18 protein-coding genes are annotated in these 24805 nt (G+C 60.4%); 7 read left to right on the forward strand and 11 right to left on the reverse strand.

The genetic code is table 11. The features are described from left to right. Positions 1 to 59: 59 nt before the first annotated feature. The 4 genes from AC0V6T_RS15540 to AC0V6T_RS15555 all read left to right on the forward strand — a co-directional run bounded on the left by AC0V6T_RS15540 (position 60) and on the right by AC0V6T_RS15555 (position 4953). Positions 60 to 698: a DUF4167 domain-containing protein gene (locus AC0V6T_RS15540; protein WP_486128350.1), complete on the forward strand. Its 639-nt coding sequence runs from the start codon at positions 60 to 62 to the stop codon at positions 696 to 698. A 32-nt stretch (positions 699 to 730) separates the two neighbouring features. Beyond that, entirely contained in the window at positions 731 to 2392 is a 1662-nt protein-coding gene (lnt, locus tag AC0V6T_RS15545; RefSeq protein ID WP_486128352.1) for an apolipoprotein N-acyltransferase, read from the forward strand. 95 nt (positions 2393 to 2487) lie between these two features. Further along, on the forward strand, positions 2488 to 3735 hold the full coding sequence (gene metK / locus AC0V6T_RS15550; protein ID WP_486128354.1) for a methionine adenosyltransferase: 1248 nt from the start codon (positions 2488 to 2490) through the stop codon (positions 3733 to 3735). Between the two features lie 18 nt (positions 3736 to 3753). After that, positions 3754 to 4953: a DUF418 domain-containing protein gene (locus AC0V6T_RS15555; protein WP_486128356.1), complete on the forward strand. Its 1200-nt coding sequence runs from the start codon at positions 3754 to 3756 to the stop codon at positions 4951 to 4953. Here the strand turns inward: AC0V6T_RS15555 and AC0V6T_RS15560 are convergent. Genes AC0V6T_RS15560 through AC0V6T_RS15575 form a run of 4 tightly spaced genes read right to left on the reverse strand, consistent with a single transcriptional unit; the run spans position 4950 to position 8891 of the window. After that, positions 4950 to 6101, reverse strand: a complete 1152-nt coding sequence (locus AC0V6T_RS15560; protein WP_486128358.1) for a CaiB/BaiF CoA transferase family protein — start codon at positions 6099 to 6101, stop codon at positions 4950 to 4952. The two genes, AC0V6T_RS15555 and AC0V6T_RS15560, sit on opposite strands and share 4 nt — an antisense overlap. A gap of 16 nt (positions 6102 to 6117) precedes the next feature. Beyond that, positions 6118 to 6783, reverse strand: a complete 666-nt coding sequence (locus tag AC0V6T_RS15565) for a CoA transferase subunit B (protein ID WP_486128360.1) — start codon at positions 6781 to 6783, stop codon at positions 6118 to 6120. Further along, positions 6783 to 8162, reverse strand: a complete 1380-nt coding sequence (locus tag AC0V6T_RS15570; RefSeq protein WP_486128362.1) for a hypothetical protein — start codon at positions 8160 to 8162, stop codon at positions 6783 to 6785. Before AC0V6T_RS15570 ends, AC0V6T_RS15565 begins: the two co-directional genes overlap by 1 nt. Before the next feature lie 6 nt (positions 8163 to 8168). Continuing rightward, on the reverse strand, positions 8169 to 8891 hold the full coding sequence (locus AC0V6T_RS15575; protein ID WP_486128364.1) for a CoA transferase subunit A: 723 nt from the start codon (positions 8889 to 8891) through the stop codon (positions 8169 to 8171). Positions 8892 to 9431: 540 nt separating this feature from the next. On the opposite strand from AC0V6T_RS15575, the gene AC0V6T_RS15580 reads away from it, so the two are divergent. Beyond that, positions 9432 to 11765 (forward strand): CDC48 family AAA ATPase, encoded by a 2334-nt coding sequence (locus tag AC0V6T_RS15580; protein WP_486128366.1) that lies wholly within the window; start codon positions 9432 to 9434, stop codon positions 11763 to 11765. Here the strand turns inward: AC0V6T_RS15580 and AC0V6T_RS15585 are convergent. Together AC0V6T_RS15585 and polA are read right to left on the reverse strand one after the other, a co-directional pair. Next, positions 11762 to 12853, reverse strand: a complete 1092-nt coding sequence (locus tag AC0V6T_RS15585) for a mechanosensitive ion channel family protein (RefSeq protein ID WP_486128368.1) — start codon at positions 12851 to 12853, stop codon at positions 11762 to 11764. The two genes, AC0V6T_RS15580 and AC0V6T_RS15585, sit on opposite strands and share 4 nt — an antisense overlap. Beyond that, on the reverse strand, positions 12835 to 15675 hold the full coding sequence (gene polA / locus AC0V6T_RS15590) for a DNA polymerase I (RefSeq protein WP_486128370.1): 2841 nt from the start codon (positions 15673 to 15675) through the stop codon (positions 12835 to 12837). Before polA ends, AC0V6T_RS15585 begins: the two co-directional genes overlap by 19 nt. Positions 15676 to 15952: 277 nt before the next feature. Between polA and AC0V6T_RS15595 the strand changes: the two genes are divergently transcribed. Beyond that, positions 15953 to 16216 carry a hypothetical protein gene (locus AC0V6T_RS15595; protein ID WP_486128372.1) on the forward strand — a complete coding sequence of 88 codons (264 nt, stop codon included), beginning with the start codon at positions 15953 to 15955 and terminating at the stop codon, positions 16214 to 16216. A gap of 98 nt (positions 16217 to 16314) precedes the next feature. On the opposite strand, the gene AC0V6T_RS15600 is transcribed toward AC0V6T_RS15595, so the two are convergent. Continuing rightward, positions 16315 to 17337, reverse strand: coding sequence for a serine hydrolase (locus tag AC0V6T_RS15600; protein WP_486128374.1), 1023 nt, complete (start codon positions 17335 to 17337; stop codon positions 16315 to 16317). Positions 17338 to 17624: 287 nt separating this feature from the next. Between AC0V6T_RS15600 and AC0V6T_RS15605 the strand changes: the two genes are divergently transcribed. Next, positions 17625 to 19991: a DUF305 domain-containing protein gene (locus AC0V6T_RS15605; protein ID WP_486128376.1), complete on the forward strand. Its 2367-nt coding sequence runs from the start codon at positions 17625 to 17627 to the stop codon at positions 19989 to 19991. Between the two features lie 83 nt (positions 19992 to 20074). On the opposite strand, the gene AC0V6T_RS15610 is transcribed toward AC0V6T_RS15605, so the two are convergent. The 4 genes from AC0V6T_RS15610 to groES all read right to left on the reverse strand — a co-directional run bounded on the left by AC0V6T_RS15610 (position 20075) and on the right by groES (position 24589). Beyond that, positions 20075 to 21913: a DUF885 domain-containing protein gene (locus AC0V6T_RS15610; RefSeq protein ID WP_486128378.1), complete on the reverse strand. Its 1839-nt coding sequence runs from the start codon at positions 21911 to 21913 to the stop codon at positions 20075 to 20077. Between the two features lie 134 nt (positions 21914 to 22047). Beyond that, positions 22048 to 22458 (reverse strand): baeRF12 domain-containing protein, encoded by a 411-nt coding sequence (locus AC0V6T_RS15615; RefSeq protein WP_486128380.1) that lies wholly within the window; start codon positions 22456 to 22458, stop codon positions 22048 to 22050. A 124-nt stretch (positions 22459 to 22582) separates the two neighbouring features. Continuing rightward, positions 22583 to 24235, reverse strand: a complete 1653-nt coding sequence (groL, locus tag AC0V6T_RS15620) for a chaperonin GroEL (RefSeq protein ID WP_007165479.1) — start codon at positions 24233 to 24235, stop codon at positions 22583 to 22585. Positions 24236 to 24301: 66 nt separating this feature from the next. After that, a complete protein-coding gene (groES, locus tag AC0V6T_RS15625) occupies positions 24302 to 24589 on the reverse strand; it encodes a co-chaperone GroES (RefSeq protein ID WP_007165478.1) in 288 nt (95 codons plus the stop codon). Between the last annotated feature and the right edge of the window lie 216 nt (positions 24590 to 24805).

Genomic DNA, 24805 nt, shown 5'->3' on the forward strand with positions numbered 1-24805 from the left:
ATTGGCCAAGGGCGTATGCAAGTATCCGCTGCGTCAGGTCGTTAATGGGATGAATATCCTTGAATAACAATCGCAACAATCGTCGCCGCGGTCGCGGAAATCGCAACAATCAGAGCGGCGCGAACAACCAGAACCGGATCGATAGCCGCGCACGTGGCAACGCGCCGCAGCTTCTCGACAAGTACAAGAAGCTTGCTCAGGACGCGCAGCACAATGGCGACCGGGTTCAGGCCGAATACTATCTGCAGTTTGCCGACCACTATTTCCGTGTGATCGCCGATAACAAGGCTCGCCAAGAAGAGGCGCGCGCAAAGCGCAACGAGAGCCGCGGTGATGATCGCGGACAGGCAAACGATGACAGCGACGAGGAAGACGGTAACAACAACCGCAAGAGCAACCGTCGCTCACGAAGCCGCCGCGATGGGCAAGACCAGGACGCGCGTGACACCGCTTCGCCCGAAGAAGGCGAAAAAGGCTTTGAAGGCGAAGAGGCTGGCGCCGAGGAAGAATCGGCAAAGCCCAAGCGCCGCGCTCGCAAGCCGAAGTCCGACGATGCCGGTGACAAGCCACGTCGCAAGCCGCGTCGCAAGGCTGACGAGGATACGGGCGAAGGCGAGATCGACTCTGCCGTTCTGCCGCCAGCGATCAGCGCTTCGACTGCGTCGGATGACGACGACAGCCTTGAGGCCGTTGGCTGAGCCAATTCCGATCACTTGAGGATCGACAGAATATGGCCGGTCCCGAGCTGGATTCCTACAGTGCGCTCCTGACGCGGCTGACCACACGCATAAGTGCTTTTGCGACGAGCTGGCCGGGTCTTGTGTCGGCGCTGCTCGGCCTTGTCGCTGCTTGTGGCTTTCCGCCGCTCCACGCCTGGTGGGTCGCACTTCCCGCGCTCGCGCTATTCGTCGCGCATCTGCATTCTGCTCCTTCTTGGAAGAGCGCCGCTTGGTGTGGCTGGATGTTCGGGTGGGCGCATCTCACGCTGGCCAACAACTGGATTGCGACTGCCTTTACGTACCAGGCCAACATGCCTGAGTGGCTCGGCTGGCTGGCAGTGCCGTTGCTGTGCGTCTATCTGGCGGTTTATCCCGCTCTCGCGGCGGTGGCGGCGCATTTGGCTGCGAAGCGATCAGGACTGCTCGTGTTCGGAGCGGTGTTCGCGGCTGGCTGGATCGTCACAGAATGGCTGAGAAGCTGGGTGTTCACGGGATATCCCTGGCCTCCGCTTGGACTGATGCTGTTGGGCGGATGGGAGGCGCAAGGTGTTGCGCGTCTACTGCCTTGGTTAGGCACTTATGCCTTGTCGGGGTTGGCGATCTGGATTGCTGCGATCCTCGTGTGGCTCGCCGTCAGTCCCATGCCATCGAAGTGGCACCGGGCAATCGCGGTCGTCGGTTTCAGTGGTGCCGTGATTGTCGGGCCCATGGTCATCCCGCATCGAGCCACGGATAGCTCCGACATCGCTTACACCCTCATTCAGCCGCTCATCCCGCAGGATGAGATCAATGACGGGACCAAGTTCGAAGAGCAGTTTCAGCGTACAGCTGATCTGACCCGGCCCGGCAACGACACTTCGCGTCTCGTCCTGTGGCCGGAGAGCGCGATCCCAGACTACCTCGAGGAAGGCTACCCGGACCGATATTACCGCGCGACCACTTACGCTGCGAGCCCGACGCTCGCTCGCGAACGGATCGGACGCGTGATTGGCGAGGATACGACGCTTCTGACCGGCGTGGTCAATCTCGACATCGGCATTCGGCCAAGCGGCGTTCCGGGCGCGATCACCGCGCGCAATTCGGTCGTGGTTCTGAATGGCGAGGGCGAGATCACGCACCATTACGCCAAGGCTCACCTCGTCCCTTACGGCGAATATCTGCCGCTTGAGAGTTGGCTGGGCGCCATAGGTTTGTCGCGGCTTACGGCTGGAACCGTACCCTATCGGCCGGGGCCAGGCCCAGGGACGTTGGATCTTGGTGAGCATGGGCTGGCCGGTATCCAGATTTGTTACGAGATCGTGTTCTCAGGCCAGGTGGTCGACCAGGACAATCGGCCCGACTACCTCTTCAACCCTTCCAACGATGGCTGGTTCGGAAGCTGGGGCCCACCGCAGCATCTGGCGCAAGCACGTATGCGCGCGCTTGAGGAAGGGCTGCCCGTTCTGCGTTCGACGACAACAGGGATCAGCGCAGTAATCGATGCCGATGGTATCGTGCGGCAGAGCATCCCAACCGGAGTTGCTGGCAAGGTCGAGGGCTTCATTCCCGCTGCCAAGCCACCCACCCTCTTTGCCAAGTTCGGAAACGCGTTGCCACTCGCATGGGCGGCCCTGCTTGCAATTCTGGCGCTTGGCCTGCCGAGATTGCTTGCGCTGCGCTCGGAGCGCAGCTAGTGCGCTTGGCTATGGATATAAAGGTTTCCTTATGTCTGCATAAGGCGGCCTGAGGCGACAAATGAAAGTCACGGGAGGCCTTCTTAGGAACGACTATGCGCAGCGATTATCTCTTCACGTCCGAAAGCGTTTCCGAGGGGCATCCTGACAAGGTCTCCGACCAGATTTCCGACGCCATCGTCGACCTCATGCTGGCCAAGGATCCCGAAGCGCGGGTCGCTTGTGAGACCATGACGACGACGCAGCGCGTGATCTTGTCAGGCGAAATTCGCTGCAAGCCGATGTACGATGACAAGAACGAGGACTGGGCTTTCAACGGCGGCTGGGCGCCGGGTGCGAAAGACGAGATCGAGCGAGCCGTTCGCTCCACTGTTCGCGATATCGGTTACGAGCAGGACGGCTTCCACTGGAAGACCCTGACATTCGAAAACCACCTCCACGGACAATCCGCTCACATCGCACAGGGCGTGGATGCGGGCGCGGAAGGCTCCAACAAGGACGAGGGAGCCGGCGACCAGGGCATCATGTTCGGCTTTGCCTGCGACGAGACGCCCGACCTGATGCCGGCAACGCTCGATTACAGCCACAAAATCCTCGAGCGACTGGCAAGAGACCGTCATTCGGGAGCTGCGCCATTTCTTGAACCTGATGCCAAGAGCCAGGTGACGCTGCGCTACAAGGACGGCAAGCCGGTTGCCTGCACCGCGATCGTCGTCAGCACTCAGCATGCACCGGGTTACGATGATGGTGAGAAGGAAGCTCAACTCCACTCCTACGTGAAAGATGTGGTTGCAGAGATCCTGCCCGATGGCTTCATCTCCGACGAGACCATCTGGCACATCAATCCCACCGGCAGCTTTGTGATCGGCGGCCCGGACGGAGATGCTGGGCTGACCGGCCGCAAGATTATCGTCGACACATATGGCGGTGCCAGTCCGCATGGCGGCGGTGCGTTCAGCGGCAAGGATCCCACGAAAGTTGACCGAAGCGCCGCTTACATCACGCGCTATCTTGCAAAGAACGTCGTGGCTGCCGGGTTTGCCAAGCGGTGCACAATCCAGATCGCCTACGCAATTGGCGTGTCGGAACCGCTTTCGCTCTATGTCGACACGCATGGCACTTGTGGAGACGGCATTGACGACGCCGCCATCGAGGAAGCGATCAAGGGCATCACCAAGCTTGGTGGCCTAACGCCGCGTGGCATCCGCGAGCATCTTGGCCTGAACAAGCCGATCTACCGCATCAGTGCAGCCTATGGTCACTTTGGTCGCACGGCTGATGGTGACCTGTTCCCCTGGGAGCGTACGGACTTGGTCGATGAGTTGAAGGCAGCGCTTACCTGACCTGCTAGGGCGCACTTCATGGCAGCGCCCGACCATTCTCAAGACGCGAGCCGCGTCGTCGAGCTGGACGCCTTGCGCGGACTGGCCGTCCTCGGCATCGCTTGGATGAACGTCTACGCTTTTGCGCTGCCGATACAGGCCTACGCCAATCCAATGGTCTGGGGCGGCGAAGGCGCTCTCGACCGGTTGGTTTGGGCGTCAAGCTTCGTCTTTATCGAGGACAAGTTTCGAACCCTGTTCGCGATGCTGTTCGGCGCGGGATGCCTGATCCTGATCGAGCGATCTGGCGAGAATGTCTGGCGCTCTCATCTGGCCCGTATGGCGGTGCTTTTCATTATCGGCTTCGTCCATGCATTGCTGCTTGCGAGCAATGACGTGCTTCGCGCCTATGCGCTTGCCGGATTGGCGATCCCCTTGCTCTCCCCGCTTAGCCACCGCGCCCTTTATGCGACCGCGATCGGACTGGTCGCGCTTCACGTCGGAGGCGGAATGGTCGCCTTTGGAAGCGCTGTGGTTGATGTGTATGTCGGCCGGGTTGGAAGCGACGCTGCGCTTTTTGCCGAGCGCCAATTCGGCAGTGACCCGGGGGCTCTGAAGTATGCTCTGGAGCTAGGCCGGCAAACTCTGGCCGAGCGGATAGAGAGAAGGATTGGCGGGTTCAGCTCGCAATTTGCGGTCCTCGCTACCTCGATCCCGCTCAACCTTGCGGCGATGGCGCTCGGCATGGCGCTTTGGAAGGATCGGATGCTCAGAGCCGAATGGCGCACCTTCAGGCTCCAGCGGCTTGCTGCAATTTGCGCTCTACTGGCGATACCGCCGCTTCTTGCACTCGCCTGGTGGGTTTCGGACAGCGCCTTTGCACCCGCTTTCGCAGGGGCGGCCGCGATAATTTTGTCAGCCCCTTTCGATACGTTACTGGGGCTCGCCTATGCAGCGCTCGCCATGGCGTTTTTTGATCGGGAGGGAGGCTTCACCAAGAGGCTCGCAGCGGTGGGCAGGCTGTCGCTAACCAACTACCTGATGACCTCGGTCATCTTTGCCTCACTTTTTGCCAACTGGGGGCTGGGGCTTTTTGGAGAGGTCAGCCGGTCGCAGGCTTTCGCGCTCAGCTTCATACCTATCGCAGTGATGCTGGCATCGTCACCAGCATGGGTAGATCGTTTCGGACAAGGGCCATTCGAGCGCGTCTGGCGATGGGCCTCGATCCGCCTCGGCTAGCCGTCCTCACCAAGCATCGGGGAAGGACGGTCGAGCGCGAGCTCTGCATCCGAAAATAGGAAAGGGCTACGAACCCCTGGCATTCCGCCGAGATCGATCCGCATACCGCGAGCGATCACCTGCGGGTCCGAGAACACCTCATCGAGATGATTGATGGGTCCGGCAGGCACACCTTTGGCCTTGCACGCAGCCAATAGGTCGGCCTTCGACCAAGTGACCGTCGCCTGGGCGATGAGCTCATCGAGTTCGCCCGCATTTGTGACACGATCGCCATTGCCAGCGAAACGCGGATCGCTTGCAAGCTCGGTGAGGTCGAGAACCTCGACGAGCCTTGCGAAAAGGCGATCATTGGCAGGGGCGAGGATGACGTGCCCGTCGCTCACCGGAAACACGCCGTAGGGTGCGACCTGCGCATGCGCGTTGCCCATGCGCGGCGGGTTTTCGCCAGTCGTAAAGTGATAGCTCGCTTGGTTTGCGAGCAATGCGACCGAGCAATCGAGCAGGCTCATGTCGACATGTTGTCCTTTGCCGGTGCGCGCACGCTGAAGAAGCGCAGCCTGAATTGCGTTCGCCGCGTAAACACCCGTCGACAGGTCGCTTATAGAGATGCCCATCTTGACCGGCACGCCGTCAGGCTCGCCCGTCACGGACATAAAACCGCTCATGCCCTGGATGACGAAATCGTAGCCCGCTTCGTGAGCGCGAGGCCCTGTCTGGCCAAAGCCAGTGATCGAGCAATAGACCAGCGCGGGACTGATCTGCGAAAGCGCTTCATAATCCAGCCCGAACTTTATCAGACCACCGGTCTTGAAATTCTCGATCAAAACGTCAGCGCCGCGCGCGAGCTCGACAATCCGCTCGCGGTCGGATTGATCCGCGAAGTCCGCAATGATGGAGCGCTTCCCGCGATTGGCTGCGTGGTAATAGGCCGCCTCGCGCCGGATTTCGCCATCGGGCCCTTTGCGTTCGACCCACGGCGGTCCCCAAAGCCGAGTTCCATCGCCTTCGGGGCTTTCGACCTTGATGACATCAGCGCCAAGATCGGACAGGATCTGTCCAGCCCATGGGCCCGCGAGAACGCGCGCGAGTTCCAGCACCTTGAATCCCGCGAGCGGGGCGTTGGGATTACGGGGTGTGTCGAGCCACATATTGAGGAAATCGCAGTCAGGCCGCCGCGAGCGCGACCTCGTAATTCGCGCTGGTGCTCGCCGCGATGTCCGCTTCGCTCACTCCGGGGGCGAGTTCGATCAGCTGGAAAGCCGATTGCTTGTCTGGCCGCAAGAACACGCCGAGATTGGTGATGATCATGTCCACCACACCAGTGCCGGTCAGGGGCAGAGTGCATTCGGGAATAAACTTGGGATCGCCCGCCTTGCTCGTGTGATCCATAACAACGATGATCTTCTTCACGCCCGCAACGAGATCCATCGCGCCGCCCATGCCCTTGATCATCTTGCCCGGGATCATCCAGTTGGCGATGTCGCCGTTCTGAGCGACTTCCATCGCTCCCAGCACGGTCAGGTCGATATGCCCGCCGCGGATCATCGAAAAGCTCGTCGCGCTGTCGAAATACGCGCTGTGCGGCAGTTCGCTGATGGTTTGCTTGCCGGCGTTGATAAGGTCGGGATCAACCTCGTCCTCGTAGGGGAAGGGGCCAATGCCAAGCATTCCATTTTCGCTTTGCAGCGTGACCAGCATGCCCTCGGGAATGTGGTTTGCGACCAGCGTCGGGATGCCGATGCCGAGGTTGACGTAGTAGCCATCCTCCAGTTCCTTCGCAGCGCGCGCTGCCATCTGGTCACGGGTCCAGCCTTTCGGTTGGTCGGTCATCAATTGGGCCTTTCGGACAAGAGCGGGGTGGGGATGAGGAACCAGCCCTCACCGATCAACGGCTCGAGCACCGCTGCGTCACCGGGGTTAAGGAGATAGTCGTAGAGTTCGTCGAAGTCGGAGCGATCATCGCCAGCGATTGCGATCAGGCAGGTTTGCTGAGCGAGCTGTTCGCGGCGGATTTGCTTACGGTCATCGGGTCCGCGCATGAGGAGAAGCTGATCGGCTCCCGATTCATCGAGGCCCGTGCGTGCGAGCGCGTCACGGTAGATTTCCGAGAAGGATGACGAACCGCTCGAAATCCATGCGATCGCCACTCCGGCACCGCGCAGCCGGTCGAGCCCGGCAGCAAGACCCGCAGGCGGGTTCTGCGCATCGACCGGTGAGAACGTGCCCTCCTTGGGGTCGAGGTCGATCAGGACGGTCGGCTGGATGCCTACGCAATTAGCGCGATCTGCTTCGAGATTGACCCTGTCGATCAGCATCGCCGAGGTCCGCGATTGGCCCGGTGTAAACTCGAACTTGCTCTGGTTGGCGTAAGAGATGAGCGCAGTGATCGCTGTCGGATCGGATGCTGATGACGCCGACGCCGAAATGGGAATCACGGGCGATTGGTCCGCCGATGGCTCGGGGGGCACCGCAGGATTGCGCACGGTTGCGCTCGGCGCAGCAGTCGTCGTCGCTGCTGCGACTGTCGTTGACCCTGTCGCAAGCGCGGCAGCAGCCTCCGCGGCAGAAACGGTAGGCTCGTTCGCAGTGGTATCCGCAAGCGCCACTTGGGAATCGACCGTGATCCTGCGGACCGACGTGTCATCCAAGTCGGAGCTGCGGCCAGAAACCGGGGCTGCTTCCGGTTGCTCGATGGTGGCAACCAGTTCCGAGTCTTCGCTGGCCGACATTGCGGGGCCTCGGCCATCCATTGCCTCAACCGAGTTCTCGGTTTCTGCGAAAGCAGAAGTGAATTCATCCGATCCGGACGGCGTGCTTTCGACGCTCGCGGTTGCGGCCATTTCTGTGGCGGTCATTGCTTCTTCGGCAGTTGCCGCCGAGGCAGAGTTGGGGAGTTCGACCGCCAATTGAGCGGGCTCTTCGACAGCTGCCACCTCGGCCTCGACAGCCATGCGGGTGACAGAGCTTGTTTGTGGCGCAGGCGCAGGACTGCTCTCGACGAAGGCGCTTTGTGAAGGTGACGTTTCGATGATGACGCTTGGGTCCGTGACAGGCCCCGCAACTGCGGCTGCTGGTTCATCATCGCCGTCGATAGCGCTGGCCCCCATGAGGCCGCTTGCCGCGAGTGGTACGACGGCCGCGACGCAGCCTTGCAGCATTGTTGCCGCTCCGGCGAGCAATGTCAGCTTGTAGATTTTTCTCCCCTCCATGACCCGTTACGCCTCCTCGCGTTCTCTTACGGTGCGAAATTCGATTTTCTTGTCGTAAGGTGCTCCGAGCACCATCCGGTTTACAAAGACGCCCGGCAGGTGGATCGCGTCTGCATCAAGCGCGCCAGCGGGCACAATCTCTTCGACCTCTGCGATGCAAACCTTGCCGCAAGTGGCAGCGGGCTGGTTGAAGTTGCGCGCCGTTTTGCGGAAGATGAGATTGCCGGTTTCATCAGCCTTCCAGGCCTTGACGATGGCAAGGTCGGCGAAAATCCCGCGTTCCAGAATGTATGTCGACATAACGCCGTCCTGATCGGGAAAGTCCTTGTGCTCCTTGCCGTCAGCAACCTGTGTGCCCACGCCGGTCTTGGTGTAAAAACCGGGTATGCCAGCGCCGCCTGCACGCATACGTTCCGCCAGCGTTCCCTGCGGACAGAATTCAACTTCGAGCTCGCCGGCGAGATATTGGCGCTCGAACTCCTTGTTCTCGCCGACATAGGACGAGATCATCTTTCTCACTTGCTTGGTGCGAAGGAGCTTGCCGATACCCTCGTTGTCGATGCCGGCATTGTTGCTGGCGAAGGTGAGGCCTGTGACTCCGCTGTCGCGGATCGCATCGAGGAGCCTCTCAGGTATCCCGCACAATCCGAAGCCTCCCGATGCGATAAGAATCTCGTCGGCGATGACCCCGTCGAGCGCAGCTGCGGCGTCAGGAAAAATCTTTGACATGAATTGTGCCGGTCCCTTGCAGTCCAATCATGCCCTGACAGCTTTGTCAGGGACGTAGATTCCTGATTGATTAGTAGCTTGTGTCGGCCATGTCACGGGCGGGGATTAAGCCACCTCCTCGCAGGGCAAGTTGCGCCGCACTGCAACATGAATGAAGTTTCAAATTGCTGTAAAATTGGGCCATTGACTAATAATTAATCAGTTTGCGATGCAAAAAATGTCATAAATCGCGCAGATTTGGCCAATCAGATTGCAGAATTTGCAATGTGCGGTGCGGCTTTCGCATTTGCACAATAATGAGCCTCGCATCATACCTGATCCTGCCTTTTAGGCATCCTCTCCCAAACTTTCACAGCCCGGCCCCGTGCCGGGCTTTTTTTGTCTGCGTTCGGGACCCGTCCCAACGGTTGAGCGACGGGAAAGAGCCCGTCTCGCACCGGATCAATCGGCGAGCTTGTCGGTTTGCATAAAGGCCTGCCGCTTCCTAGCTAGCGGACAGCCGAACTTTTTGCAGAATCTAACCGACCAGAGGACTTGCCCATGGCCGACGCGCCGAGTGAAACTGACGCTACTACTTCAGATCGCACGGTGCGCTTGCAAGTTGCTCCAGCCAGGCAAGAGGAATCGGGACAGGGCATCGCGAGAATGCCGCGAACCGCGTTCCAGCAGCTTGGGATCACCGAGGGCGATGTCGTCGAGATCAGTGGGAAGCGCACTACCGCCGCGATCGCGATGGCGGCCTATCCCGAGGACGATTCACTCGATGTCGTGAGGCTCGACGGCCTCCAGCGTGGCAACGCAGAAGCAGCCTCTGGTGAGCATGTCGAAATCGTCGTTGCCGAATCGCGCCCCGCAACCCGCGTAGTGTTTGCTCCAGCACAGCGCGAGATGCGGCTTCAGGGCCCGGCGCAAGCGCTCAAGCGCAATTTCTTCAAGAAGCCCATCACGGCTGGCGACCTCGTCGCAACGACTGGTCAACAGCCGGTCCAGAATATGCCGCCGGACGTGCGCCAGATGCTTCGCGCTCCAGCGTACGCGCTTACCCAGATCAGGCTCTCGGTACACTCGACCAGCCCCAAGGGCATCGTACATATCGACGAGAACACCGAGGTCGAACTGCGCACCGAGTTCGAGGAACCGCGCGATGCACGCGGCATGGTCAACTATGACGATGTCGGCGGGATGGAGGACACCATCCAGCAACTGCGCGAAATGGTTGAGCTGCCCCTGCGCTATCCCGAACTGTTCACGCGCCTCGGCGTCGACCCTCCCAAAGGCGTGCTGCTCCACGGCCCTCCGGGAACCGGCAAGACTCGCCTTGCTCAGGCTGTCGCCAATGAAAGCGATGCTGAGTTCTTCACCATCAATGGCCCGGAAATCATGGGCTCTGGCTATGGCGAGAGTGAAAAGCGGCTGCGCGAGGTCTTCGAGGAAGCGACCCGTGCATCGCCAGCCATCGTCTTTATTGATGAGATCGACTCGATCGCTCCCAAGCGCAGCGGCGTGCCCGGCGAGGCAGAAAAGCGCTTGGTCGCGCAAATGCTGACCCTGATGGACGGGATAGAATCACGCGCAAACCTCGTCGTGATCGCGGCGACAAATCGTCCCGATGCCATCGACGAGGCACTGCGCCGACCGGGGCGCTTCGACCGCGAGATTGTCATCGGTGTCCCCGACCAACGCGGCAGGCGCGAGATTCTCGCGATCCACACGCGCGGCATGCCGCTTGAAGAAGCGGTCGACTTGTCCGAACTCGCGCGTGTCACGCATGGGTTCGTCGGCGCGGATATCGCGGCACTAGCCCGTGAAGCTGCGATCGATGCCGTCCGCAGGATCATGCCGCGCCTTAATCTTGAAGAGCGCACCATACCTCAGGACGTGCTTGAGGATTTGTGCGTCACCCGCGCCGACTTCTTCAGTGCGCTGAAACGCATCCAGCCCTCAGCGATGCGCGAAGTGATGGTGCAGGTTCCCAATGTCGGCTGGGACAACATTGGCGGCGTAGGCGATGCGATCGACAAGCTGAAGGAAGGCATTGAGCTACCCCTCAAGAATGCCGAAGCCTTCCGCCGTCTAGGCATTCGCCCGGCCAAGGGCTTCCTACTCTATGGCCCGCCGGGTACTGGCAAAACACTGCTGGCAAAGGCTGTCGCAAAAGAGGCGGAAGCCAACTTCATCTCGATGAAGAGCTCGGATCTCTTGTCCAAGTGGTTTGGCGAGAGTGAGCAGCAGATCGCAAAACTCTTCGCTCGCGCCCGTGCGGTGGCTCCCTGTGTGGTCTTCATCGACGAAATCGACAGCCTCGTGCCCGCACGCGGCAGTGGCCAGAGCGAACCGCAGGTGACGGGACGCGTCGTCAACACGATCCTTGCCGAGATGGATGGTCTCGAAGAATTGCAATCGGTCATCGTAATCGGTGCGACCAACCGGCCAGCACTGGTCGACCCTGCACTGCTTCGTCCGGGCCGCTTCGATGAGCTTGTCTATGTCGGAACGCCTGACAAGGAAGGCCGCGAGCATATCCTTGGCATCCACACCAAGGACATGCCGCTTTCCAGCAATGTCGACCTCGCCGAAATCGCTGAAAAAACCGACCGCTTCACCGGCGCCGATCTCGAAGACGTGGTGCGCCGTGCAGGGCTTGGTGCGCTGAGGCGCATGGGCGGCGACGTGAAGGCGGTTGAAATGCAGGACTTCGAGGATGCGCTGGAAGACAGCCGGGCCACGGTCACTCCGCGAATGGAAGCCGAATATCGCAGGATGCGCGGTGAACTGAAAAAGCGCGCGGCGGAGGCCAATCCGATCGGTTTCTTTGCACCAGACTCGCTTGCGCCTGCCCGCGCGAAGAAGCACGGGAGCGACGAAGAGGCTTAGGGTTCGCCAGCCTTGGGGTGCCCGTGCGGCACTTCGAGGCGATGGCGGATCAGCACCTCTTCCATGTTCTCGCGCAACCACGCCATCATGTGTTCGCGCACATCACAGCGCAGCGTCCACAGATCGCCGGGATTCTCTGCACTGACGACGATCCTGAGCTCTAGGCTCTCAGGATAAGCCTCCGTGACCGCGAGGCCGTGGTCGCGGCCATCAAACAGCTCGTGGGTCTCGACATAACGCTCGAACTCGGCCCGAATTGGAGCGACATCGGTAATCGGGTCGAGATGCAGGAACACCGTACCGGTGAGCGTTTCATCGAGCCGCGACCAGTTCTCGAAGGTCTCGTCAAGGAACCGGCTGGTAGGAACAACAAGCACCCGGTCATCCCACGTGCGCACCGTGACGAAGCTCATGTGAATTTCCTCGACCCGGCCCGTGTCGCCGTCGACCCTGACAAGATCGCCAATTCGCATGGGCTCGGTCAGCGCGACCTGCACACCCGCAATCAGCGACTTAAGTGCAGGCTGCGCGGCGGCGCCGATGGCCAAAGCTGCGAGGCCCGCTGAAGCAAGCATGGTTGTCCCGATTGCCCGCACAGAGGGGATCGAAAACAGCATCAGGCCCACGGTGATGACGACTATTGCAAAGACCACGATACGCGAGAGCACGGCGACGCGCGTACGGCGGCTGCGCGTGGCGACCGGATCGGCATCGGCCATGCGCAGCTCCATCGCGGCGGTCAGACCGCGCACAACGTTATAGGCAATCCAGCCAAGCAGGGCGGGCCGCAGAAAGCGCGCCAGCGGCTCCCACCACTGGCGAAGCTCGGGATCATACTGGGCCGCGATGGTCACGCTGATCGCGAGGAAGGACCACTTGATCGGCTGGCGGATGCGTTTGACGAGGATTTCGTCGACCGCAATCTCCGACAGATGCGCGAGCCTGCCGATGATCTTGAAGACGATCAGGTAAGCAACATAGGCGATCGCGAGCGCAACCAGCACTGTCAAAGCTGAAACCGCGAATGCGTCCCAGTCGATGGTCAGCGTCCCTGTGATGATCCGCTCAATCAATGCGCTGCGTCCCATGATTGGCCCGTGCCGATATCGACCGCGAGAGGCACGTCTAGCGAGACCGCAGGCAGGGCAGCATCTGCCATGACCCGTTCGATGATCGGGGAGGCTTTCTCAACATCGCCGTCGGGCAATTCGAAGACCAATTCATCGTGCACCTGCAGCAGCATGCGCACGTTGCCCAGACCCTCATCGCGAAGGGCAGGGAGCATGCGTGCCATCGCTCGCTTGATGATGTCGGCGCTGGTTCCCTGGATCGGCGCGTTGATCGCGGCGCGCTCCGAGCCTTGGCGTTCGGCCTGGTTTTTGGAGGTGATGCGCGGGAACCAGGTCTTGCGACCGAAAAGCGTCTCAGAATAGCCGCGCTCGCGAACGGTTTCGAGCGTTTCCATGATATAGCGCTGGATGCCAGGGAAGCGCTGGAAATAGGTGTCGATCATGTCTTGGGCTTCGTCGGGTTCGACCTCGAGCCGGCCCGCAAGTCCCCAGCGCGAAATGCCATAAAGGATGGCGAAGTTGATCGTCTTGGCACGAGCGCGCGTATCGCGGGTAACTTCGCCGAACATCTCGGTCGCGGTGCGCGCGTGGATGTCTTCTCCGTTGGCGAAGGCCTCCTTGAGCGTGTCGACATCGGCCATGTGCGCGGCGAGGCGCAGTTCGATCTGCGAATAGTCAGCAGCGAGAAGCACGTTGCCATCTTCGGGGACAAAGGCCTGACGAATAGTGCGCCCGATCTCGGTGCGGATCGGGATATTCTGCAAGTTTGGATCGGTTGAGGAAAGCCGGCCGGTCTGCGCGCCGACAAGACTGTAGCTGGTGTGTACGCGGCCCGTTTCAGGATTGATCTGCGCCTGCAGAGCATCGGTATAGGTCGACTTCAGTTTCGACAGATGCCTCCACTCGAGCACCTTGTCGGCGATCGGCTTGGCCGCGTCGTTCTTGGCGAGGTTTTCGAGCACGGACTGATCGGTCGAATAAGCTCCACTCTTGCCTTTCTTGCCGCCCTTGAAGCCCATCTTGTCGAACAGGATTTCGCCCAGTTGCTTGGGGCTGCCGACGGCGAATTCCTGACCGGCGATCTCGTGAATTTCCTTTTCGAGCGAAGCCGTCGTGGTGGCGAATTCTTCCGACAGCTTGGCAAGGCGCGCTCGGTCGACCTTTATGCCTTCGCGCTCCATTCCCGCGACGACCGGGATCAGTGGGCGGTCCACGCGCTCGTAGATTTTCGTGCCGCCTTCTTCGGAAAGGCGTGGCTTGAGCATGCGGTAGAGCCGCAAGGTGACGTCTGCGTCCTCGGCGGCATATTCGGTTGCATGGTCGAGCGGGACTTCTCCGAACGGGATCGCTTTTTTGCCGGTACCGCACACATCCTTGAAGGCGAGCGGTTTGTGGAGCAGGTGGCGTTCGGACAGTTCGTCCATCCCATGACCGCCGCCCATGCCTTCGCCGCGCCCTGCGTCGAGGTCGAAGCTCATCACCATCGTGTCCTCTATCGGCGAAACGTCGATGCCGACCCGCGCCAGGACATTGAGGTCGTATTTGCCGTTCTGGAAGACTTTCAGGACGCTGTCGTCCTCGAACATGGGTCTGAGAGCAGCGAGCGCGTCCTCCATCGCTACCTGTTCCGGCTTGTCGGAGAACATGTCGGTGCCGCCATGGGCGAGCGGAATGTAACAGGCATCGTTGGGTGCGAGGGCGAGGCTGACGCCGACCAGATCGGCTGCCATGGCGTCGAGCGAGGAGGTCTCTGTATCAACCGCGACCAGGCGTGCGGCTGAGGCGCGGTCGATCCATGCCTGCAGCCGATCCAGCGTCTGCACAGTCTCGTAGGCGCTGCGATCCACCTTTGGCATTTCGGGAAGCGGCTGGCGATTGCCCTCTGCATCGCCCTTGTCGCCGGCCTTGTCTGCCATTGTGGGATTGAGGTCATTTGGACGGTCCGGGCTCCCAGCGCCCGCGCCGAGCCGCTTCAGCAGCGAGGTAAAACCGTGCTTCTCGAGAAATGCCGCCAGAGGCTCGGATGGGATGCCTTCCAGCTTCATTTCATCGATCGCCATCGGAAGGTCGCAGTCTTCCTTGAGCGTGACCAGAACGCGACTCATCTCGGCATCTTCGCGGCCTTCGATCAGGCGCTCTTTAAGCTTCGACTTCTTCATGTCAGGCGCCTGGTCGAGCGCCGCGGTCAGCGAACCATGCTCTGAGATCAGTTTGGAAGCCGTCTTGGGTCCGACGCCGTAAATGCCGGGAATGTTGTCGACGCTGTCGCCCATCAGCGCGAGGACATCTCCGACCTTTTCGGGCGGGACGCCGAATTTCTCTTCGACTTCCTCGATGTAGATGCGCGCGCTTTTCATCGTGTCGAGCATGTCGATCTTCGCGCCGTTTTCCTCGCCGACCAGCTGCATCAAGTCCTTGTCGGAAGAGACGATGGTGACGTTCCAGCCCTCGCGTTGGGCAGCACGCGCATAAGAGGCGATCAAGTCGTCTGCTTCGAGCCCGGATTCCTCAATGCACGGCAGGCTGAAAGCGCGGGTCGCGTCGCGAATCAGTGGGAATTGCGGGCGAAGATCTTCGGGCGGTTCGGGACGGTTCGCCTTGTATTCGGGATAGATGTCGTTGCGGAAGCTTTTGGAATCCTTATCGAGAATGACCGCAAGGTGCGTTGGCCCCTCTGCCGCATCGAGGTCATCGGCCAGCTTCCACAGCATCGTGGTGTAGCCATAGACTGCACCGACCGGAGTGCCCTCGGGATCGGTTAGCGGAGGAAGCCGGTGATAGGCGCGAAAGATGTAGGACGAACCATCGACGAGATAGAGGTGCTGCTGCTCAGATGACATGGCCGGTGTGCTAGCACCGCTTCGGTTTGCGCGTAAGCCGGTTTGCACGAGGTCATGCACCGATAAATGCGCCCATACGGGCTACGATGAACCGGTGGCAAAAAGCGGCCAAATTGAGGCGGGAAAAGGGCAATGATGACCAATTTTGCCACATTTCGCTTGTATCGCCACATTTCGGCCATTATTTAGGCATCGGAGCCGGGGGGATCATCCGGCTTTGGCAGGGACTTCATCGTGAAGCCCGCCTGTTCCATTCGCTGAACAAGGAATTTGAATTATGCGTAAGATCGTTCTTGCTGCTGCAATCGCAACCTCGGCTCTCGGCCTCGCTGCATGTGCTGAAGAAGCTGCTGAAGCCGACGCTGAAGTAGACGCAATGGCTGCTGAAGCCGACGCAATGGCCAACGAAACCGCTGCAGAAGTCGACGAAGCTGCTGCCGACGCCGAAGCTGCTGCTGAAGGCGCTGCTGCCGACGTCGAAGCTGCTGCTGAAGAAGCTGCTGCCGACGCTGAAGAAATGATGGAAGGCGAAGGCGAGTAATCGCTTAAGCTTGCATCATAGCCTTCTAGGCAATGCAAAAGAAAAGGCGGCGTCCAACCGGGCGCCGCCTTTTTCTATGGGCGACTTGTAATCGGGCCTTAGCCGCCGGTGCGCGGTGCCGAAGTCCAGTTGCGGTTCTGGCGCGCTCGGGCTGCGAAGCCATCGTAGAGCGCGCGCGCAATCGACGCGATGCGCGCTTCTCGATTGCGGCGGGTGCCTTGCCCGGTGACGTAAATAGCAACGGCAATCGCCCGGCCATCGGGAGATTCGATGATGCCGATATCGCTCGACGTGTTGTTGAGGGAGCCGGTCTTGTGGCTCACCACTGCTTCGTCAGGCATATTGGCGGGGATACGGCGACGGCCAGTGACCGTGCGGCTCATCGCACCAAGCAGCACCTGACGGCTCTGGTCCGACAGGAAATCGCCGCGATAAAGTCCTTGAAGCAGGCGCACCATCGCGCGCGGGGTGGCCGCGTCACGCGGGTCGATCCAGTTCGCCGGATCGTACTCCCCATCGTCGCGTACGAGCGTTGCGATGTCACGGTCGATCGAGAAATCGGTAATGCCCTGACGGCGCATCCAGTCATTCACTTTCTCAGGCCCGCCCACCGCAGCAAGAAGTGCGTCAGTCGCAGGATTGCTTGAGCGCGTGATCATGATCTCGATGAGGTCGATTGCGGGCATGTAATTGCCCTTGCGCACTGGAGCGGCGGGAGATGAGAACTTTGCTGAACGGATTGGAATCAGCAGCGGGAATTCTGAGGTGAGCGAGTATTTGTTCTGCTCGACCATCTCCAGATAAGCCGCAGCGACTGCGATCTTGCTGGTCGATGCCATCGGGAAGAGCTGGTCGCCCAGCACTGCAACGCTTTCGCCTGTCGCGAGGTCGAGCGCGGCAACGCCGATGCGACCGCGATCCCCGTCGGCAAGTTCAGCGATGCGCTGTTCGAAGCCGTTCGCGTAGATCGCCTCGAACGTCTCGGGCGCACGCATCTCGGTGCCGAAAGCATCGTCAAAGTTCGCCTGGAGCTCGTTGGTCTGCGCATTCGCGGTGGCGGAGAAAGTCGCGGCAAGGGCGGCGACGAGACCAAATATCCGGGAGCGATGTCTGAGAGCCATCAGCGGTAAATACTCCTAACAGGGTTAGCGGGGCCTTAATTGCGCAGTCTTGATCGGGCAGATTCGTCGCGGCAAGCACTCGATTCGCCGTGTGCGATGAATTGTGCGGCGCGCGCGCCAGATTCCTGTCTGCGTTCACCAAACGCCCTGAAACCGGAACATCTCGGCGCTTGAAAGGTTCCTGTTGTGCCTTCGTCGATGCTTGACCGGTTGCTCTGGGAGACCCCTTGACTGTCAAGCGGCATCCGGCAAGCAAGGCCGACCTATTTTCGCGAACAGGGACTGACATGACAATCACACGCAATGCCGCTGAGCGTGCGGCCATTATTGGCACGCGCTCTTTTGTTACCGCCATGCTTCTGACCGGTTCGAGCCTCGCCATGGCTCAGACCGCTCCCATCGTCCAACCGGGCGCGCCCGGACAGGCAAGCAAGACCCTGAGCGCAGACGAAGCAAGCGAGATCGCCAAGTCGAGCTACATCAATGCCGATGTTGCATTCCTGCAGGGCATGATTGTCCATCACCAGCAGGCGGTAGAGATGGCGCAGCTTGTTGCCGATCGCACCAACAACGAAGAAGTAATAACGATAGCTGACAAGATCCTCGCCAGCCAGGCTGACGAGATCGAGTTCATGAATGAATGGCTGGCGGCTCGCGGTGAAAAGACCGTGATGGCCGGCATGGATCATTCTGGCATGGACCATTCGGGCATGGACCACTCGAACCATGCGATGGTTGACCATTCCACGATGGCTGGAATGGCAACGCCTGAGCAGATGGCGCAGCTTGCCACACTCGAAGGCACCGATTTCGACCGCATGTTCCTTACGCTGATGATTGCGCACCACGAAGGCGCAATCGACATGACCGAGGAACTGCTGCGTCAACCGGGCAGCGCCGCCGATCCGATCCTGTTCCGCTTTGTCGGCGATATCGACAACGACCAGAGCTCTGAAATCGAGCGCATGGACAAGATCCTTGCGAGCCTCTCGGACGATCCGCGCGCAGGCCTCAAGCCCGGCTTTGCCGATGCAGGCGAAGCGATCTGGAACCTGCGTAAGGTCGTCTCACTTCCCAAGCCCGCCGGTTTCTTCAACCCGGAAAATCCAGCTGACCTGCGTGCCGTGGTTCCGCCTCGCGAAGAGGATGAGGATGATGCACTGGAGGCCGAGGCCGAAGCGAACCTGATCGATGCCAGCGAATCCGATGTCGTTGCGGTCGAAGCCGACCCGGAAGGCGCTGATAACGAGATCGCTGAACCCGACGAGGATGGTGAGAGCCTCACTCAGTTCGCCGAGCGTTCACCGCTCCTCGACTTCGCCAATACCGACATGGCGTTCTTCGACGACATCATGGTCACCGGCAATTATCACGGCTTCAACATCTATCGCCTTGGCGATGATGGTGTGCCCAATTTGCTCTCCTCGGTCGTGTGTCCGGGTGGTCAGGGCGACGTTTCGGTCGTCGGCAACCTCCTTGTGATGAGCGTCGAGCAGACACGTGGCCGCGTCGATTGCGGCCTGCAGGGCGTCGAAGGCGACGTCAGCGAAGAACGTTTCCGCGGCCTTCGCATCTTCGACATCTCCGACCTTACTGCCGTTCGTCAGGTCGGCCAGGTCCAGACCTGCCGCGGCAGCCACACGCATTCGGTTGTGAGCGCGGATGCTGAGAAGATCATCGTCTACAATTCGGGCACGTCGAGCGTTCGCAAGACCGAAGAGCTCGAGCGTTGCATCGCCAACCGCTCGGATTCGCGTACCGCGCTGTTCAGCATCGACGTGATCGAGATCCCGGTCGCCAATCCGGCAGCCGCTCGCATCGTCAGCAGCCCGCGTGTTTTCGCTGACGAAAGCACTGGCGAGATCGCAGGCCTCTGGGAAGGCGGCGAGATCGAGGACGGCGCGCAGAACACGCGTCAGACCAACCAGTGCCACGACATCACCGTGTTCCCGTCGCTGAACATCGCGGCTGGCGCGTGCTCGGGCAACGGCATCCTCATGGACATCTCGGACCCCTACAACCCGGTCCGCACCGATGCCGTGTTCGATAAGGGCTTTGCCTACTGGCACTCGGCCACGTTCAACAATGACGGCACCAAAGTCATCTTCACCGACGAATGGGGCGGCGGTGGCCGCCCGCGTTGCAAGGCGTCGGACCCGATGACCTGGGGCGCGAACGCGATCTACGACATCGTCGACGGCAAGCTCGAATTCCGCAGCCACTACAAGATGCCCGGACCGCAGGGTGAGTACGAAAACTGCGTTGCTCACAACGGTTCGATCGTTCCGGTCCCCGGCCGCGATATCTTCGTGCAGAGCTGGTACCAAGGCGGCATCAGCGTTATGGACTTCACCGACAGCGCGAACCCGACGGAGATCGCCTACTTCGATCGCGGTGCGATTGATGACGAACAGCTCGTCGTCGGCGGGTTCTGGTCGTCCTACTGGTACAATGGCCGCGTCTACGGAACTGAGATCACGCGCGGCCTCGACGTGTTCGCGCTTGAGCCGAGCGAGTACCTGACCGCTGCCGAGATCGCAGCGGCCGAAGCGGCGTCCTATGCCAACACGCGCTTCAATCCGCAGACCCAGACACAGGTTATCTGGTCGGAAGCGGATATCGAAGCAGCCGAGGCGAGCCGCTCGGGCGGCTGACCGACGCATTTAACAAGCCCAATAGGAAAGGGCGGGGTAGCCAGTCGCTACCCCGCCCTTTTTGTTCGCCAGGCCTTGCGGGCTTAGCTTTCCTTGACCGATGCGATCCAGTTGTCGACACGGCGTTCGAGCACGGACAGCGGCATCGAGCCCCCATCGAGCACGGTGTCGTGGAAGCCGCGAATGTCGAAGTCGTCACCCAGTTCTTCAGCGGCCTTGGCGCGCAGTTCCTGGATACGGATCATGCCGATCTTGTACCCGGTCGCCTGACCCGGCAGCACGAAGTAACGTTGCACCTCGCTGCGGGCGACGGTTTCGGGATTTGGCGAGTTTTCGAGGCAGTAGGCAACGGCCTCGTCCTCGGTCCAGCCTTTCGAGTGGATGCCGGTATCGACCACCAGCCTGATCGCGCGCCACATCTCGCTCTGCAGGCGGCCAAACTCCGAATAGGGGTCCTCGTAGCCGCCCATCTCTTTGGCGAGGGCCTCGGAATAGAGCGCCCAGCCTTCGACATAAGCGTTCTGGAAGTTGCCCTGTGTGCGAAAACGCGGGATGTCTTCGAGTTCCTGCGAGATCGAGATCTGCATGTGGTGGCCCGGATTGCCTTCGTGATACGCGATCGCCTCAAGCGGTGGGATCGGCATTGCGGTCATGTCGGACAAGTGAGCGTAGTAGATGCCCGGGCGTGAACCGTCAGGCGTGCCGGGACGGTAGTGCTGTGCAGCGCCCGGTTGTTCGCGGAACGGTTCGACCCGGCGCACTTCAAGCTCGGCCTTGGGTAGCCGACCGAAGAACTCGGGCAGGCGTTCGGTCAGCTCGTTGATGTGCATGGTTGCGCGGTCGATATAGTCCTGCGCGCCTGCCTCATCATCCGAGAAGAAGAACTGATCGTCGGTGCGGATGAAGACAAAGAAGTCCTGAAGGCTGCCTTCGAACCCGACCTGCTCCTTGATCGCTTCCATCTCGCCGCGAATACGCGCGACATCGGCGAGGCCGATTTCGTGGATTTCGTCGGCGGTCAGCTCCGTCGTGGTCATCTGGCGCAGCATATAATTGTAGTAGTCTTCGCCGTTGGAAAGCATGCCTACACCTTGCGCCACGTCGGCAGTGTTCGGCAGATCCTCGGTGAACCAGTCGGCAACTCGCTGGTAAGCGGGGGCCATCTGGCCGGTCAGCGCACTGCGCGCTTCCTCGCGCAGTTCGTCGGCGCGTTCCTCGGTGATGGTTCCGGCTTCGACGAGGCTCGCGAGGCGCTCTTCCGTACCTGTCCAAAGTGCCGAGGGTTCGCCATCGTCAAATGGAGCGCCGCTGATGAGGCCCTGCGATTCCGCGATGACCGCGTCGTAGGAAAAGCGCGGCGGACGGGTGCCTGCTGCGGCATTGGCTTGCGCGCGCTCAAGCAGTTGGTCCATCGCCGTGCCCATCGCAGCCAGACGCGCGACAAAGGCTTCCATGTCGCTTTCGCTTTCGACCGTGTGCTGGCTCAAAAGGAAGCTCGGCAGGAAGGCATGCGCTCCTTGCATCTGGTGAAGGATGTATTCCTGCTCCAGATATTCGGTGCGCTCTTCCATGCTGGCAGTCATTTCGGCGAACAGGTCGTAAGACTGTTTTGCCTCGTCGGTCAGCTCGTCATAATCGAAGTTTGCTTCCATATCGGCGCGCGCCTGACGCGCCCATGCAGCCTGCTCCTCGATACCTGCGACGCTGAAGTCGTCGAGCTTGTCATAGTCGGTCTTGATGCCAAGGCTGGTCTGGAGGATCGGGCTGAACTGAAGGCCTTCCTCGAACTTCTCGTCAAACCATGTGTTGATGCATTCGGTCTGCGTGGTGGCGCATTCGATCGTCGCCGTACTCGTCGTCATCGCATCGCAGCCAGCGAGCGCGACCGACGCGAGCAGCAGCGCTGCAAACTTCGTTTTCAATGGATTTCCCCTCTACGTGAAACTGCGAGGGGTTATGCGGCACGGGCCAGCGGTTGGGAAGGGGAGCAATCGACCAACGAAAAACCCCGGAAGACGAATGTCCTCCGGGGTCCCCGATAATTGCTTATTGTCGTTTATTTGGCAGCGACGATTGCCTTTTCGATCTCGTCGACGGGCTGGTTGGTCAGCGTTTTGTCGATTTCGCCGACAACGCGTTTCTCGAGCTCACCGTGATAGTGGTTGCGCATCTCGCCGAGCGACTTTGGGTCAGCGATAATCAGGACGTCGTGCAGATCGCCCGAGACGGCCTTTGCGCTGAGCCATTCGGCAACCGCTGCACCATGCGCGAGTTCGTCAAGCTGGGTGCGGCCGAGTTCCTGTCCGATATCGTCCTGGTGGCGCACGCCTGCGCTGAAATTGGTCACGTCGAGGTCAGGGCTTTCTTCCTTGCGCAGTTTGGGTTCGAACAGCTGACCTTCATTGCGGAAGAGGAGGAAAGTCTCTCCATCGACGACGGCAACGTGGGCATTGTGTGGCAGTTTCATGATGCTGATCTCCTTTACCGACTTACACGCAAGCACGCCGCGTGGTTGCAAAGGAGGTACGAAAAAGGCCCCGCCGGACGTTGCCGACGGGGCCTTTTGAAAGGATTGGCTGGGGGTGAGTGGCTTAGAAGCCGCCCATGCCGCCCATACCGCCCATGCCGCCCATGTCGGGCATTGCAGGCGCAGCCTTGTCATCTTCCGGAGCGTCGGTGATCGCCGCTTCGGTGGTGATGAGCAGGCCAGCAACCGAAGCTGCGTCCTGAAGTGCGGTGCGAACGACCTTGGTCGGATCGATAACGCCGGCCTTCACCAGGTCTTCGTAAGTGTCGGTTGCAGCGTTGAAGCCCTGGCTCTCGTTGTCTTCGCGAAGCAGGTTGCCAGAGACAACTGCACCGTCATGGCCAGCGTTCTGGGCGATCTGGCGAACCGGCGCCATGATCGCGCGGCGAACGATGTCGATGCCGCGGGTCTGGTCGTCGTTGTCGCCCTTGAGGCCCTCGAGAACCTTCGTGGCGTAGAGCAGAGCGGTACCACCGCCCGGGACGATGCCTTCTTCAACGGCTGCGCGGGTTGCGTGCAGAGCGTCGTCAACGCGGTCCTTGCGCTCCTTCACTTCGACTTCCGAAGCACCGCCGACCTTGATCACGGCAACGCCGCCAGCAAGCTTGGCGAGACGCTCTTGCAGCTTCTCGCGATCGTAATCGCTGGTGGTGTTGTCGATCTGCGTGCGGATTTCGCCGACGCGGGCCTTGATGTCGTCTTCGCTGCCAGCGCCGTCGACGATGGTGGTGTTGTCCTTGTCGATGGTGACGCGCTTGGCTTCGCCGAGCATGCCCAGCGTGACATTTTCAAGCTTGATGCCGAGGTCTTCGCTGATCATCTCACCCTTGGTGAGGATCGCGATGTCCTGCAGCATGGCCTTGCGGCGATCGCCGAAGCCCGGCGCCTTGACCGCTGCAACCTTCAGGCCGCCGCGCAGCTTGTTCACGACGAGGGTCGCGAGCGCTTCGCCTTCGATGTCTTCAGCGATGATCAGCAGCGGACGACCGCTCTGAACAGCCGCTTCGAGCACCGGCAGCATAGCCTGCAGGTTCGAGAGCTTCTTCTCGTGGATCAGGATGTATGGGTTGTCGAGTTCGACCTGCATCTTGTCCGGGTTGGTGATGAAGTAAGGCGAGAGGTAGCCGCGGTCGAACTGCATGCCTTCGACAACGTCGAGCTCGAATTCGAGACCCTTGGCTTCCTCAACGGTGATGACGCCTTCCTTGCCGACCTTTTCCATGGCTTCGGCGATCTTTTCGCCGACTTCACGGTCACCGTTTGCCGAGATTACGCCGACCTGAGCGATTTCTTCGGAGCCTGAGACGTCCTTCGAACGCGCCTTGAGGTTTTCGACAACCTTGGTGGTGGCGAGGTCGATGCCGCGCTTCAGGTCCATCGGGTTCATGCCGGCAGCAACTGCGGTCATGCCTTCGCGAGCGATGGCCTGGCCCAGAACGGTTGCGGTGGTGGTGCCGTCACCGGCGAGGTCGTTGGTCTTCGATGCCACTTCCTTGAGCATCTGCGCGCCCATGTTCTCGAACTTGTCCTTAAGTTCGATTTCCTTGGCGACGGTAACGCCGTCCTTGGTGATGCGCGGCGCGCCGAAGCTCTTATCGATCACGACGTTGCGACCCTTCGGGCCGAGCGTGACCTTTACAGCGTTGGCGAGCGTGTCGACGCCCTTGAGGATGCCCTCGCGGGCCTCGCGGCTGAACTTTACGTCCTTTGCAGCCATTGGTGTTTCTCCTGAGAATTGGGTGTTGAATTAGAAAACGTTGAGGGTCGGCTCAGCCCCAAGGGCTCAACCAATGATCCCCATGATGTCGCTTTCCTTCATGATGAGCAGGTCTTCGCCGTCGATCTTGACTTCGGTGCCGGACCACTTGCCGAACAGGACGCGGTCGCCAGCCTTCACGTCCATGGCGACGCGGTTGCCAGCGTCGTCACGAGCGCCTTCGCCAACGGAGACGATTTCGCCTTCGCTGGGCTTTTCCTGGGCGCTGTCGGGAATGATGATGCCGCCTGCGGTCTTGGTGTCGGCTTCGATGCGACGGACCACCACGCGGTCGTGGAGTGGACGAAATGCCATTTTGATGACCTTTCTACTTGGGTTGAAAATCACGAATTGGCACTCTTGGCATAAGAGTGCCAGCGGCAGCGCAGATGGTTGCGCGGTGTTCACGAGTCAAGGATTGTTCATCAAAAAAATGGGCCGGATCGGCACAAATTTTCGCTTCAGTGGCCAAGCGCGCGTCCAATCGTTAGGCAGCGCTGAAACTTTTCCCGAAACCGCGTGAATTCAGCG

The sequence above is a fragment of the Erythrobacter sp. S158 genome (genome assembly GCF_057364915.1).

Excerpts from the sequence above, each read along its gene's own strand:
- lnt (WP_486128352.1), top strand. The coding sequence starts at position 731 with ATGGCCGGTCCCGAGCTGGATTCCTACAGTGCGCTCCTGACGCGGCTG.
- metK (WP_486128354.1), top strand. The coding sequence starts at position 2,488 with ATGCGCAGCGATTATCTCTTCACGTCCGAAAGCGTTTCCGAGGGGCAT.
- AC0V6T_RS15555 (WP_486128356.1), top strand. The coding sequence starts at position 3,754 with ATGGCAGCGCCCGACCATTCTCAAGACGCGAGCCGCGTCGTCGAGCTG.
- AC0V6T_RS15560 (WP_486128358.1), bottom strand. The coding sequence starts at position 6,101 with ATGTGGCTCGACACACCCCGTAATCCCAACGCCCCGCTCGCGGGATTC.
- AC0V6T_RS15565 (WP_486128360.1), bottom strand. The coding sequence starts at position 6,783 with ATGACCGACCAACCGAAAGGCTGGACCCGTGACCAGATGGCAGCGCGC.
- AC0V6T_RS15570 (WP_486128362.1), bottom strand. The coding sequence starts at position 8,162 with ATGGAGGGGAGAAAAATCTACAAGCTGACATTGCTCGCCGGAGCGGCA.
- AC0V6T_RS15575 (WP_486128364.1), bottom strand. The coding sequence starts at position 8,891 with ATGTCAAAGATTTTTCCTGACGCCGCAGCTGCGCTCGACGGGGTCATC.
- AC0V6T_RS15580 (WP_486128366.1), top strand. The coding sequence starts at position 9,432 with ATGGCCGACGCGCCGAGTGAAACTGACGCTACTACTTCAGATCGCACG.
- AC0V6T_RS15585 (WP_486128368.1), bottom strand. The coding sequence starts at position 12,853 with ATGGGACGCAGCGCATTGATTGAGCGGATCATCACAGGGACGCTGACC.
- polA (WP_486128370.1), bottom strand. The coding sequence starts at position 15,675 with ATGTCATCTGAGCAGCAGCACCTCTATCTCGTCGATGGTTCGTCCTAC.
- AC0V6T_RS15595 (WP_486128372.1), top strand. The coding sequence starts at position 15,953 with ATGCGTAAGATCGTTCTTGCTGCTGCAATCGCAACCTCGGCTCTCGGC.
- AC0V6T_RS15600 (WP_486128374.1), bottom strand. The coding sequence starts at position 17,337 with ATGGCTCTCAGACATCGCTCCCGGATATTTGGTCTCGTCGCCGCCCTT.
- AC0V6T_RS15605 (WP_486128376.1), top strand. The coding sequence starts at position 17,625 with ATGACAATCACACGCAATGCCGCTGAGCGTGCGGCCATTATTGGCACG.
- AC0V6T_RS15615 (WP_486128380.1), bottom strand. The coding sequence starts at position 22,458 with ATGAAACTGCCACACAATGCCCACGTTGCCGTCGTCGATGGAGAGACT.
- groL (WP_007165479.1), bottom strand. The coding sequence starts at position 24,235 with ATGGCTGCAAAGGACGTAAAGTTCAGCCGCGAGGCCCGCGAGGGCATC.
- groES (WP_007165478.1), bottom strand. The coding sequence starts at position 24,589 with ATGGCATTTCGTCCACTCCACGACCGCGTGGTGGTCCGTCGCATCGAA.